Annotated in this window: 9 protein-coding genes; 7 read left to right on the forward strand and 2 right to left on the reverse strand. The window is 61.8% G+C overall.

Annotated elements, in window-relative coordinates; genetic code table 11:
• Nucleotides 1-230: 230 nt before the first annotated feature.
• Nucleotides 231-1,469: an acyl-CoA dehydrogenase family protein gene (locus KGB27_RS06470; RefSeq protein ID WP_223553622.1), complete on the forward strand. Its 1,239-nt coding sequence runs from the start codon at nt 231-233 to the stop codon at nt 1,467-1,469.
• A 110-nt stretch (nt 1,470-1,579) separates the two neighbouring features.
• Entirely contained in the window at nt 1,580-2,359 is a 780-nt protein-coding gene (locus tag KGB27_RS06475; RefSeq protein ID WP_223434540.1) for a TSUP family transporter, read from the forward strand.
• On the opposite strand, the gene nudC is transcribed toward KGB27_RS06475, so the two are convergent.
• Entirely contained in the window at nt 2,327-3,157 is an 831-nt protein-coding gene (gene nudC / locus KGB27_RS06480) for an NAD(+) diphosphatase (RefSeq protein WP_008026265.1), read from the reverse strand. The genes KGB27_RS06475 and nudC overlap by 33 nt on opposite strands.
• 7 nt (nt 3,158-3,164) lie before the next feature.
• Nucleotides 3,165-3,977 carry a crotonase/enoyl-CoA hydratase family protein gene (locus tag KGB27_RS06485; protein ID WP_223434542.1) on the reverse strand — a complete coding sequence of 271 codons (813 nt, stop codon included), beginning with the start codon at nt 3,975-3,977 and terminating at the stop codon, nt 3,165-3,167.
• 555 nt (nt 3,978-4,532) lie between these two features.
• Here KGB27_RS06485 and glgA point away from each other — a divergent pair.
• The 5 genes from glgA to KGB27_RS06510 are packed head-to-tail and all read left to right on the forward strand — an operon-like array spanning nt 4,533 to nt 13,101.
• A complete protein-coding gene (glgA, locus tag KGB27_RS06490; RefSeq protein ID WP_207284283.1) occupies nt 4,533-6,119 on the forward strand; it encodes a glycogen synthase GlgA in 1,587 nt (528 codons plus the stop codon).
• 13 nt (nt 6,120-6,132) lie between these two features.
• Nucleotides 6,133-7,929, forward strand: coding sequence for a malto-oligosyltrehalose trehalohydrolase (gene treZ, locus KGB27_RS06495; RefSeq protein WP_223553624.1), 1,797 nt, complete (start codon nt 6,133-6,135; stop codon nt 7,927-7,929).
• A complete protein-coding gene (gene malQ / locus KGB27_RS06500; protein WP_223481288.1) occupies nt 7,926-10,004 on the forward strand; it encodes a 4-alpha-glucanotransferase in 2,079 nt (692 codons plus the stop codon). The genes treZ and malQ overlap by 4 nt, the downstream gene beginning before the upstream one ends.
• Nucleotides 10,001-12,772, forward strand: a complete 2,772-nt coding sequence (locus KGB27_RS06505) for a malto-oligosyltrehalose synthase (protein WP_223553627.1) — start codon at nt 10,001-10,003, stop codon at nt 12,770-12,772. The genes malQ and KGB27_RS06505 overlap by 4 nt, the downstream gene beginning before the upstream one ends.
• Nucleotides 12,773-12,774: 2 nt before the next feature.
• Nucleotides 12,775-13,101: a DUF2934 domain-containing protein gene (locus tag KGB27_RS06510; protein ID WP_008038331.1), complete on the forward strand. Its 327-nt coding sequence runs from the start codon at nt 12,775-12,777 to the stop codon at nt 13,099-13,101.
• Nucleotides 13,102-13,134: the final 33 nt, after the last annotated feature.

A 13,134-nucleotide genomic window follows, 5' to 3' on the forward strand; every position in this document is an offset into this window, starting at 1 on the left:
CGATGGCGGTTGCACATACAACACTTTTGTTGGCTGACACACCGCCATCGCGAGCAGGCTCGCTCCCACAGGGTTCTGGGTGTGACAGGGCAATTTGCTACGGCGCTGTTGCTGCAGCAACAGTTCAGGCCACATTGAGGCACGTACGCCCCGCAGATCATGGCTGCCCCTCTCCGGCATGGACCATGCAATCCCCCTTGGCATCCACTGCCGATCCAAGGAGCTGTCCCATGACCGAACACCAGGTAATCAATCCGCTGTCCATTGGCACTGACTATGAAGCGCTGGCCGCAAGATTCCGTCCTGTTTTCCAGCGCATCGCCGCCGGTGCCGTTGAGCGTGAACAGTCGCGCAGCCTGCCTTACGAGCCCATTCAGTGGCTGAAGGAAGCCGGTTTCGGCGCGGTGCGCGTGCCGGTGGAATATGGGGGTGGCGGCGCCTCCCTGCCGCAGCTGTTTGAGTTGCTGATCGAATTGGCCGAAGCCGATTCCAACGTGCCCCAGGCACTGCGGGGGCATTTCGCGTTTGCCGAGGACCGCTTGAACGCCACGCCAGGGCCGGCACGGGACCTGTGGTTCAAACGCTTTGTCGACGGCGACATTGTCGGCTGTGCCTGGACAGAAATCGGCAATGTGGCGATTGGCGATGTGATCACCAAAGTCTCGCCCAACGGCAACGGCTGGCGGCTCAACGGTGAAAAGTTCTACAGCACCGGCAGCCTGTTTTCCGACTGGATCGACGTCTACGCCCAGCGCAGTGACACCGGTGGCGATGTCATCGCAGCGGTGCGCACCCGACAACCGGGGATCGTGCAAAGCGATGACTGGGACGGTTTCGGTCAGCGCACCACGGGCAGCGGTACGTCGCGGTTTATCGACGCCGAGGTGGACGCCGAAAACGTCATCGACTTCGCCACCCGTTTCAAATACCAGACGGCGTTCTATCAGCTCGTGTTGTTGGCCACGCTGGCCGGAATCGGTCGCGCCGCGTTGCGCGACGTGGCGCATCAGGTACGTGAGCGCAAACGTATTTACAGCCATGGCAATGCCCAGCGCGTCAGTGAGGACTCGCAAGTTCAACAAGTCGTCGGTGAAGTGGCTGCGCTGGTGTACGCCGCCGAAGCGAGCGCGTTGAAGGCTGCACAACCGGCGCAGCGGGCGTATCTGGCGCGGTTTTCGGGGGATGACGCGCTGGAGCGGGCGGCGAATGTTGCGGCGGAACTCGAATCGGCAAAAGCACAGGTTGTGGTGTCTGAGCTGATTCAGCGGGCGACCACCGAGCTGTTCAATGCGCTGGGGGCTTCGGATGTTCGTCAGGGGAAATCGCTGGACCGGCATTGGCGTAATGCGCGGACCGTGTCTTCACATAATCCGGTGATCTACAAGGCGCGGATTGTCGGGGATTGGGAGATTAACGGGACTGAACCGCCGTTTGTGTGGCAGATCGGGAATGGGCCGGCCGCCAAGTGATGTAGCGCCCGCGAAGAGGCCACACCAGTCGCCGCAGAAGTTGGATATAGGTAAGATATCGGCCCTTCCCCGCAGCCCTTTGCTGCACCCCGCCGAATAAGCCCATTTCCATGCCTTTCGAACTCAGCGTTGACCTCACCACCCTCGCCATCCTGGCCGTCGTCGCCTTCATTGCCGGTTTCATCGACGCCATTGCCGGCGGCGGTGGTCTGTTGACCACGCCGGCGCTGTTGACCGCTGGCCTGCCGCCGCACCTGGTGCTGGGCACCAACAAACTCAGTTCGACCTTCGGCTCGGCCACCGCCAGTTTCACCTTCTATCGGCGCAAACTGTTCCATCCCCGGCAGTGGGTGCACGCCATCGTCGGCACTTTGGTCGGCGCGTTGACCGGTGCCGTAGTCGCGCATTACCTGCCCGCCGAATGGCTGAACAAAATGCTGCCGGTGATCGTGTTCGCCTGCGGCCTCTACCTGTTGTTCGGTGGCACGCCGAAAGCGCCGCTGGACAGCAACGCACCGATCAAGAAAAAGTGGCAATCGACCCAAGGCTTCAGCCTCGGTTTCTACGACGGCGTGGCCGGCCCCGGCACCGGCGCGTTCTGGACCGTGAGCAGCCTGCTGATGTACCCCATCGATCTGGTGAAGGCCAGCGGCGTGGCGCGCAGCATGAACTTCGTCAGCAACATTGCGGCGCTGTCGGTGTTCATCTTTTCCGGACAAGTGGACTGGATCATCGGCCTGAGCATGGGCCTGTCGGTGATGGTCGGTGCGTTCTTCGGTGCGCGCTCCGCCATCAGCGGCGGAGCCAAGTTCATTCGCCCGGTGTTCATCACCGTGGTGCTGGGCCTGACTGTGCGCCTAGCCTGGCAGCACTGGTTCAGCGTGGCCTAAGCGCCGCGCCACATAGACGTCGATCAGGTAACGGGCAATCGAGCGTGACGCCGGCAACGGCGGCAGCTCGTGCACGTTGAACCACTGGGCGTCCTCGATCTCGTCCTCCTGGCAGACAATCTCGCCGCCGGCGTACTCGGCGTGGAAGCCGAGCATCATCGAGTGCGGGAACGGCCAGCACTGGCTGCCCATGTACTGGATGTTCTTGACCTCGATCTGCACCTCTTCACGCACCTCGCGAATCAGGCAGTCTTCAGCGGACTCACCCGGTTCGGCAAAACCCGCCAGCGTGCTGTAGACCCCGGTGACAAACCGTGGCGAGCGCGCCAGCAAGACTTCATCGCCACGGGTGATCAGCACGATCATGCTCGGCGAAATCCGCGGGTAATAGCGCAAATTGCACGGCTCGCAATACATCGCCCGCTCACGCGGCACCTGCAAGGTCGCCTGCCCGCAGTTGCCGCAAAAGCGGTGTTCACGGGCCCAGGTGCCGATCTGCGCGGCATAACCCAGCACTTTGTAAACCGCGTGATCGCCATCGAGCATGAACGCCCGCAAGCCTTTCCAGTTGCAGCCCGGCACTTCGCTGTGACTGCGCAGCTCCAACAGGTAGACCGGTTCGCCATCCAGATGACCGATGCCGTGCTCGGCCAGAACCGGCAGGTCCTGACGCTTGAGCCATTCACGCGGGAACAGCGCGCCATTGTCGTCGAACAGGAAGCCTTCGGGGCTGCGCGCAACGGCCCAGCCGCCCGGTTGATCGGTGTCCAGTACTGCAGTGGTCCAGCGTGAAGTCATTTTTCAATCAATCCAGAAATTCGGGTTTCTGTTTGCTCATATGGGCGGCCATGGCCACGCGCAAGTCAGTGGATTGCAGCATGGCGGCGTTCCAGGTAGCGACGTATTCAAGGCCGTCGTCAATGCGATGGTCGCGCATGTAGCTGATCATCTCCTTGGTGCCGGTGATCGCAATCGGCGACTTGCCGGCGATGTCCCGGGCAATGCCCATGACACCGTCGAGCAGGCTGGCGGCGTCGCTGTAGACGCGATTGACCAGGCCGATACTGCGCGCTTCCTCGGCACCGAACGAGCGACCAGTGTAAGCCAGTTCACGCAGCATGCCGTCACCGATGATCCGCGGCAAGCGTTGCAAGGTGCCAACGTCGGCGGCCATGCCGATGTCGATTTCCTTGATCGAGAATTGCGCGTCTTCGGCGGCATAACGCATGTCGCAGGCGGCAATCAGGTCGATCGCGCCACCCAGGCAATAACCCTGGATTGCTGCCAGCACCGGCTTGCGGCAGTTGTCGACGGCATTGAAGGACGCTTGCAGCGCGAGGATCTTGCGGCGCAGCAGGCGCGCATTGCGGCCGACGTCCTTGCCCAGCTCATTGGCCACGCCGGCCAGCATCATCAGGTCGATACCGGAGGAAAAATGTTTGCCGGCGCCGCTGAGCACCACCACCCGGACTTCGTCGGTGTCATCGATCCACTGGAAGATCTCGATGATCTCGTTCCAGAACGCGGCGTTCATCGAGTTGATCTTTTCCGGACGATTGATCTGCACATGGGCAATTTTATCGGCCAGTTCGACGGTGAACGCAGTGTACTGAGACATGGCAGTGATCCTTTACCGGGCAAAAAATGAGGCCCGAACTATAACAAGGCAACCCGCGCCGCAGTAAGGCAGCGGTTCGGCCAAAAGCGGGACCTGAGAGCGCACCACAACAGTGCGCAGTCGTAATCGCCCTCGCACATTCATGTGACTGGCAGGTTACTTTTTGGGGCTGAATCGCAAAAAAACATGCCCTTCGTCGGGGCGTTTGGCTGCCTATCCGGTACGTCCGTACCGCTTTGAACCGATTGTCGAACAATTTTGCCAACTGGCCTTCACCGCTCTAAGTTCTGGCCTAGACTCCTTTTCGCGGGGCAAAACCGGTCGGTCACAAAGTGTCAAAAAAATCGAAACTTTTGCCATTTGTGGCCGGTCCTCTGAAAGGTAGGTGCGTTGCGACTGGTGCAATCCTTGCAACGGCCACTCCAGCCATTCTGCTTTAACGCATGGGCAGCGTTTGCTCACCGATGCGTAGCGCGTTTGCGCCCGGCCACAGGATTTGGCCACGAAACACCGTTTGCCAGACCTAGAACTAGATCAACAACACGGGAGATTCATATGATCAGTACGGCATTAGATATCCAGGGAGAACGTGCTCATCAGCAGGTCGGCGAAACAAGCGCCGTGAGCGCCCCAAGTGCCCAATCGATCAACGTCACGGGTACCAAGACGTTGACGCCGGTGGTCAGTCAGAATCCCAACAGAAAGAAAGTGTTGTTTGTGACCTCGGAAATCGCCGACCTGGTGAAGACCGGCGGTCTGGGTGACGTTTCCGCGGCGCTGCCCCGGGCCATGGCGAAATTGCACGATGTGCGTGTGCTGATCCCCGGTTACCCGCAAGTGCTGCACAGCGAAAACCCGATCCACATTATTGGTGAGCTCGGCGGTCATGCCGCGCTGCCTGCCTGCAAGATCGGGCGCATGGACATGCCCGACGGCCTGGTCATTTACGTGTTGATCTGCCCTGAACTCTACGAGCGCGAAGGTTCACCTTACGGCGCCAATAACGGTCGCGACTGGCCGGACAACCATATTCGTTTCGCCCGCCTGGGCCTGGCGGCTGCCGACATCGCCGCCAACCTCGCACAAATCCACTGGTGCCCGGACCTGGTGCACGCCCATGACTGGCCCGCCGGCCTGGCCCCCGCCTATATGCACTGGCGCGGTCAACGCACGCCGACGCTGTTCACCATTCACAACCTCGCTTATCAAGGCGTGACCAGCCTGGGGTCGTGCCCCGAGCTGGGCATTCCCGCGCATGCCCTGCAACAGGAAGGCATGGAGTTTTACGGCAAGATGTCGTTCCTCAAGGCCGGCATGGCTTATTCGAGCCACATCACCACCGTCAGCGCCACCTACGCCCAGGAAATCACCACGCCGGCCTTCGGCTGCGGCCTCGACGGTTTTCTCGCCGCCAAGACCCAGCAAGGCCTGCTCAGCGGGATTCCCAATGGCATCGATGAGAGCTGGGACGCCGCCACTGACAGCCACCTGTTCCGTCCGTTCAGCATCGGTGACTGGGAAGGCAAAGCGGTCAACGCGGCGCACGTACGCGAGCTGTTCGGGCTGGACGACTCCGAAGGTCCGCTGTTCGCCGTGGTCTCGCGTCTGGTCTATCAGAAAGGCCTGGACCTGACGGAAGCCGTGTCCGAGTACATCGTCAAATCCGGTGGCCAGATCGCGATCATCGGGCGCGGCGAGCCGGAAGAAGAACAGGCAATGCGTGAACTGGCCCTGCGCTTTCCAGGGCAGATCGGTGTGCGCATCGGCTTCAACGAAACCGACGCCCGCCGCATGTTCGCCGGCAGCGATTTCCTGCTGATGCCCTCGCGTTATGAACCGTGCGGCTTGAGCCAGATGTACGCCCAGCGATTTGGTTCGTTGCCGGTGGCACGCAACACCGGCGGCCTGGCCGACACCATCGAAAATGGCGTGACCGGTTTTCTGTTCGACGAGTCCACGGTCGAGAGCTATCAGGAAGCCCTGAGCCGTGCCTTCAAGGTGTTCGCCTTTCCTGGCTTGCTCAATGCCATGCGTTGCCGGGCCATGGCCGCACCGTTCAACTGGTGCAAAGCCGTCGAACCCTACGCCGAACTCTACGAACAGCTGGTGGCTAAAGCGCTGGGGAAATCGAACAAACAGTAAGAGGTTTTCAACGATGCCGTTACGGACCCTTGAGACCTGGCCCCACGGCGCAATCATGCTGGACGCAGAGCACACGCGTTTTGCCTTGTGGGCGCCGGATGCTTTTTTTGTCAGTGTCGAACTGGAAGATGGACAGTCCTTGCCGTTGCTGCCTCAGGCCGATGGCTGGTTCGTGATCAAGACGCGCTGTCCTGCGGGCACGCGTTACCGCTACAACATTGATGGCGAACTCGAGGTGCCCGACCCGGCCTCCCGCGCTCAGGCCGGTGACATTCACCGGCACAGCGTGGTGGTCGATCCCCTCGCCTACACCTGGCGACACCGCGACTGGCTGGGGCGGCCCTGGAACGAGGCGGTGATCTACGAGTTGCACGTCGGTGCGCTCGGCGGTTTCGTCGAGGTCGAGCAGCACCTGGCGCGGCTTGCCGGACTGGGCGTTACCGCCATCGAACTGATGCCGCTGGCGCAGTTCCCCGGTGATCGCAATTGGGGCTACGACGGGGTTCTGCCCTACGCGCCCCAAGCCTCCTATGGCACGCCCGAGCAACTCAAGCACCTGATCGACAGCGCCCACGGCCATGGTCTGGCGGTGATGCTCGATGTGGTCTACAACCACTTCGGCCCGGATGGCAATTATCTGCATCGCTACGCCAAGGCGTTCTTCAATGAAGACAAGCACACGCCTTGGGGCGCGGCCATCGACTTCCGGCGACGCGAGGTGCGCGACTTCTTTATCGACAATGCATTGATGTGGTTGCTGGAATACCGTTTTGACGGTTTGCGCTTCGACGCGGTGCACGCGATCAAAAGCCCGGACTTTCTACAGGAACTGGCGCAACGCATCCGGCAGCAAATCGACCCGGCGCGCCACGTGTGGCTGACAGTCGAAAACGAACACAACCAGGCCAGTTTGATGCAGGAAGGTTACGACGCGCAGTGGAACGACGACGGCCACAACGCCTTGCACGTGCTGCTGACCGGTGAAACCGAGGCCTATTACGCCGACTATGCCGACAACCCTACCGAGCAGTTGGCGCGCTGCCTGAGCCAGGGCTTCGTGTTCCAGGGCCACACCAACCGCCACGGCGTAGCTCGCGGCGAGCCCAGTGGTCATTTGCCGCCCACGGCGTTCGTGCTGTTCTTGCAGAACCATGACCAGATCGGCAATCGCGCATTCGGTGAACGGCTGCACCAACTCGCCCATCCCGACGCCTTGAAAGCCGCGACGGCGTTGTTGCTGTTATCGCCGATGATCCCGCTGATGTTCATGGGCGACGAGTTTGCCGTCGAGCAACCGTTCCTGTTTTTCACCAGCCATCACGGCGAACTGGCGGAACTCGTTCGCGAAGGTCGGCGTAACGAATTTTGCGCGTTCGATGCATTTTCGGACCCGGCCAGGCGTGAACAGATTCCCGACCCGAACGCGCAGCAAACCTTCGAAGACTCACGACCGAATCTGACGGCGAGCGGGCAATCGGCCATTTACACGCTGTATCGCCAACTGCTGAAAATCCGCCACGAGCAGATCATCGCGCACCTGCCCGGTGCACACCCGTTGGGTGCCGAGGTACTGGCGCCAGGCGCGGTGAGCGCACGCTGGCAACTGGGCGATGGCAGCCTGCTGCGCATTGACCTGAACCTCAGCGACAAGCCGGTGGTCCACTCCCCACAGGCCGGCACTTCGTTGTTGTTCGAACACCCGCCGAAGTCCGCCGACCTGCTGAATCAGGGCACCCTTGCCCCGTATTGCGCGCTAGTCAGCCTCACGACCGCAGCCCCTTTGCTACCCCCGGATGGAGAGCGCCCATGAGCGATGCGCAATTGGAAATACTGGCCAGCCGCGCTGGCCTGGCCGTCGACTGGATCGATGCCAACGGCCGCCCACAAAAAGTCGCGCCATCGGTGTTACGCAATGTCCTGACCGGGCTCGGCCATCCGGCCGGCAGCGCCCAGGAGATCGATGCCAGCCTGCAAGAATTGCAGCAAGTGCAACAAACCCGGCATTTGCCGCCGCTGCTGACCGCGGACGTTGGCGTGGGCCTCAACCTCGCACATTATTTCGAGCCGCAGACCCCCTGCGAGATCCACCTTGAGGACGGATCGCGGCTCAACCTGAAACTCGATGCCCAGGCGATGTTGCCCGGCCTGATTCCTGTCGGTTATCAGCACGTCAGTATCGAAGGCCAATCCTTTACGCTGGCCGTGGCGCCGGCACGCTGCTACAGCGTCAGCGATGCGGTCGACAGCCCGATCCCTCGCGCCTGGGGGCTGAGCGTGCAGCTGTACTCGCTGCGCCGTCCCGGCGATGGCGGTTTTGGCGACACCCAGGCGCTGGAAGACCTCGCCCGCGTTGCCGGTGAGCGTGGCGCCGAAGCGCTGGCGATCAGTCCGCTGCACGCGATGTTCAGCAGCGACACCCAGCGCTATAGCCCTTATTCGCCGTCCAGCCGCCTGTTCCTCAACAGCCTGTACGCAGCACCCGGCGCGATCCTTGGCGAACGAGCGATGCGCACGGCGATTGACGCCACCGGGCTCGCCGCCGAGCTCAAGCATCTGGAACAACAGCCGCTGGTTGACTGGCCTGTGGCGGCCGACGCCAAGCACCGTTTGTTGCAGGCGTTGTACGAAGGCTTTGTCCAGGGCGAACACCCGTTGCACGCCGACTTCAGCAGCTTCCGCCACGCGGCTGGCGAAGCGCTGGAGAACCACTGCCGTTTCGAAGCCATTCAGGAGGCCCGTGCCGCCAAAGGTGAAAACCTCGACTGGCGCGAGTGGCCCGAGCAATGGCGCGACCCGCGCAGTGCTGCGCTGGCTGAATTTGCCGAAGAGAACGCCGGGCGCATCGGCTTCTTCGCCTTCTGCCAGTGGTTGATTACCCGTTGCCTGGAGCGCGCACAAACCGCTGCGCGCAGTAGCGGCATGAGCATTGGCCTGATCGCTGACCTCGCGGTCGGTGCCGACGGCGGCGGCAGCCAGGCCTGGAGTCGCCAGGACGAATTGCTCGCCTCGCTGACGGTGGGTGCACCGCCGGACATTCTTAATCGCACCGGGCAGGGCTGGGGGATTTCCGCGTTCTCGCCCGAAGGCCTGGTGCGTCACGGATTTCGTGCGTTCATCGAAATGCTCCGGGCCAACTTCGCCCATGCCGGTGGCCTGCGCATCGATCACGTCATGGGCCTGCAACGGCTGTGGGTGATCCCCAACGGCGCGTCACCCGCCGATGGCGCTTATCTGTATTACCCGGTGGACGATCTGCTGCGCCTGCTGACCCTGGAATCCCATCGGCATCAAGCCATCGTCCTCGGCGAAGATCTCGGGACAGTGGAAGACGGCCTGCGGGAAAAACTCATCGCCCGTTCGATTCTCGGCATGCGCGTGTTGCTGTTCGAGCAGGACAACACACACTTCAAGCCGATCCTCGACTGGCCGGACAACGCACTGGCCACCACCAGCACCCACGATTTACCGACGCTCAACGGCTGGTGGCATGGCCACGATATCGACTGGAATGCCCGATTGGGCCTGGTCGACGCCACGGGTGAAATCGAGTGGCGCCGTCACCGCGAACGCGAGCGTGAAGGCCTGCGCCGGGCGTTGAGCCAGGACCCGCAGAACTTCCGCGAAGAGTCCCATGAGACCGATCAGATACTCGACGCAGCCATTCGCTTCCTCGGCCATACCCGCGCGCCGCTGGTGTTGCTGCCGCTGGAGGATGCCCTGGGTATCGAACAGCAGGCCAACCTGCCCGGCACCATCGACACCCATCCGAATTGGTCGCGCCGCTTGCCCGGCGCCAGCGAAGCCCTGCTCGATGACCTGGACGCGGCCCGACGTCTGGAATTGCTTGCCTGCGCGCGGCTTCAGGCGGCCGAGCGTGACCGATGAATCAACCACGCGCGACCCTGCGTTTGCAGTTTCATAAAGGCTTCACGCTGGACGACGCGGTGCCGCTGGTGTCCTATTTCGCCCGCCTCGGCATCAGCCATGTCTACGCCTCGCCGCTGCTGAGCGCACGCGCAGGTTCCATGCACGGCTATGACGTGGTGGACCCCACCACGGTCAACCCGGAACTGGGCGGCGAAGCGGCGTTGCGCCGTTTGGTCAGCGCGTTGCGTGAGCAGAACATGGGGCTGATCCTCGACATTGTCTCCAACCACATGGCCGTCGGTGGCGGCGATAATCCCTGGTGGCTGGACTTGCTGGAATGGGGCCGGTTGAGCCCGTACGGCGAATTTTTCGACATCCAATGGCATTCGCCCGATCCGTTGATGGAGGGTCAGCTCTTGCTGCCATTCCTCGGCAGCGACTATGGCGTGGCGTTGCAGGACGGCACCCTGCCCTTGCGCTTCGATGCGCAGCACGGTGCTTTTTACGTCCAACACTACGATCATCACTTCCCGATTTGCCCGATGAACTACGGCGAATTGCTCAAAGACGATACCGAGCGATTCAAGTCACTGGCCGACCGCTTCAGCACCTTGAGTTACCAGACTGACGCCCACCGCCTGGCCAAACCGTTGAAAGACGAGCTGCGCGAACTGGCCAGCGACCCGGCCCTGCTTCAAGTCATCGAGCAGAACCTGCAAGCCTACGATTCGCTCACGCCGGACGGTTTCCAGCGCCTGCACCAGTTGCTGGAACGTCAAAGCTATCGCCTCGCCAGTTGGCGCACGGCGGCGGATGACATCAACTGGCGGCGCTTTTTCGATGTCAACGAACTGGGCGGTCTACGTGTGGAGCGCCCGGCGGTGTTCGAAGCCACTCACGCAAAAATCTTCGAACTGGTCGCCGAGGGCCTGATCGACGGCCTGCGCATCGACCACATCGATGGCCTCGCCGATCCACGCGGTTATTGCCGCAAACTGCGACGCCGGGTCGACAGCCTGACGCCGGGCCGACACCTGCCGATCTACGTCGAGAAGATTCTCGGTGAAGGTGAAACCCTGCACCGTGACTGGTCGGTGGATGGCACCACCGGTTATGAATTCATGAACCATGTGTCCTTGCTGCAACATGATCCCGCTGGTGAGAAAACCCTCGGCGAATTGTGGAACCGCTACAGCGAACGGCCCGCCGATTTCCGTCAGGAAGCACACCTGGCCCGTCAGCAAATTATCAACGGCTCGCTTGCCGGCGACTTCGAAAGCGTCGCCCAGGCGCTGCTGCAAGTGGCCCGGGATGATGTGATGACCCGCGACCTGACCCTCGGCGCGATTCGTCGGGCGTTGCAGGAACTGATCGTGCACTTCCCGGTGTATCGCACCTACATCAGCCCTTGTGGGCGTTCCGCTGAGGACGATGGTTTTTTTCAGCAAGCCATGGACGGCGCGCGGCAAAACCTCAGCGAAGCCGATTGGCCGGTGCTCGATTGCCTGGCCCGATGGCTGGGCGGCGAACCCTGGCGCAAACGCCCGGTGGGCCGCCCGCGCAAGATGCTCAAGCATGCCTGCGTGCGTTTTCAGCAGTTGACGTCACCGGCAGCGGCAAAGGCTGTCGAGGACACCGCGTTTTATCGCTCGGCGGTTTTGCTGTCGCGTAATGACGTGGGGTTCAACACGGAACAATTCAGTGCACCGGTGGCTGACTTCCATGCCGCGTGCCTCAATCGTCTCGAAGAATTCCCCGACAACCTGCTGGCCACCGCGACCCACGACCACAAACGCGGCGAAGACACCCGCGCCAGGCTGGCGGTGTTGAGCGAGCGCAGCGCGTGGTTCGCCGAGCAGGTGCCGCTCTGGCAGACACTGGCCCGGCCGGTGCGCGCCGACGATGCGATGCCGTCGGCGGGTGATGAATTGATTCTGTATCAGACGATTCTCGGCAGTTGGCCGCTGGAACTGCGCGTCGACGATCGGCCCGCGCTCGAGGACTACGTCAAACGTCTCTGGCAGTGGCAGCAGAAAGCCTTGCGTGAAGCCAAGCTGCAAAGCAGCTGGAGCGCGCCGAACGATGCGTATGAACGTGCGACCCAGGCGTTCATCGAACGTCTGCTGCTAAGCCCCGAAGCCGAGCTGCTGCGCGCAGCCCTGAGCAAAGCCGTGACGTCCATCGCTGCCCCCGGCGCACTTAACGGATTGGCGCAAACCTTGCTGCGCATGACCGTGCCGGGCATTGCGGACCTTTACCAAGGCAACGAGTACTGGGACTTCTCGCTGGTCGATCCGGACAACCGTCGCCCGGTGGATTACGCAAGTCGCCAACACACCATGCAACGTTCGCCAGAACTGCCGGAACTGCTGGCCAACTGGCGTGACGGACGCATCAAACAAACCCTGATCGCGCGCACATTAGGCCTGCGCGCCCAACAGGCCGAGCTGTTTCAACGCGGGACGTATCAAGCGCTGGAAGTGGTCGGCTGCGAGGCACACCGGGTGCTGGCATTTGTGCGCTCGTACAACCAGAAGCAGGCCATCGTGATCGTCCCGATTCGCTGTGCAGGCCTGCTGAAAAACAGTGCCATACCCCATGTCGGCGCGCCGCAGTGGGGCGATACGCGAGTCAAATTACCGTTTACCACCCCTGCCGAAAATCTGAAGGGACTTTTTTCCAGCGTCGCAGTCACAGAACACAAGGAGCTGATGATTGGCGCCGCGCTGGGGGATTTCCCGGTCAATCTCTTTATCCAAAACTTTGAGTTCAGTTCAGGAGCATAGCGATGAGTACCGACGATAAACGCATCCGCGAATTTGCCTATCAGATCTGGGAATCGGAAGGAAAACCCGAGGGCCATGAAGCCCGGCACTGGGAGATGGCTCGAAAACTGGCAGAAGCCGAAGCCCTGGCCCCCAGCAAATCGCCCAAGGCGGCCGGCAGCAAAGCGGCAGGCACCAAGCCTGCCGTCAGCAAAACCGCCAACGGCAAGGCTGGCGAGCCGAAAACCAAAGCCAAGGCGAAACCCGCCGCTGCGGCAAAGGTGATCCCGCCCGGGGAAAAATCCACCGAGAAGAAACCTCGCGCAGCGCGTAAACCGCCTGCGGTCTGACGCTTCCCGGCATTGCCCTGACTGACCTTGTGG

The sequence above is a fragment of the Pseudomonas sp. BF-R-01 genome, assembly GCF_019946615.1.
GTDB classification, from domain to species: domain Bacteria; phylum Pseudomonadota; class Gammaproteobacteria; order Pseudomonadales; family Pseudomonadaceae; genus Aquipseudomonas; species Aquipseudomonas migulae.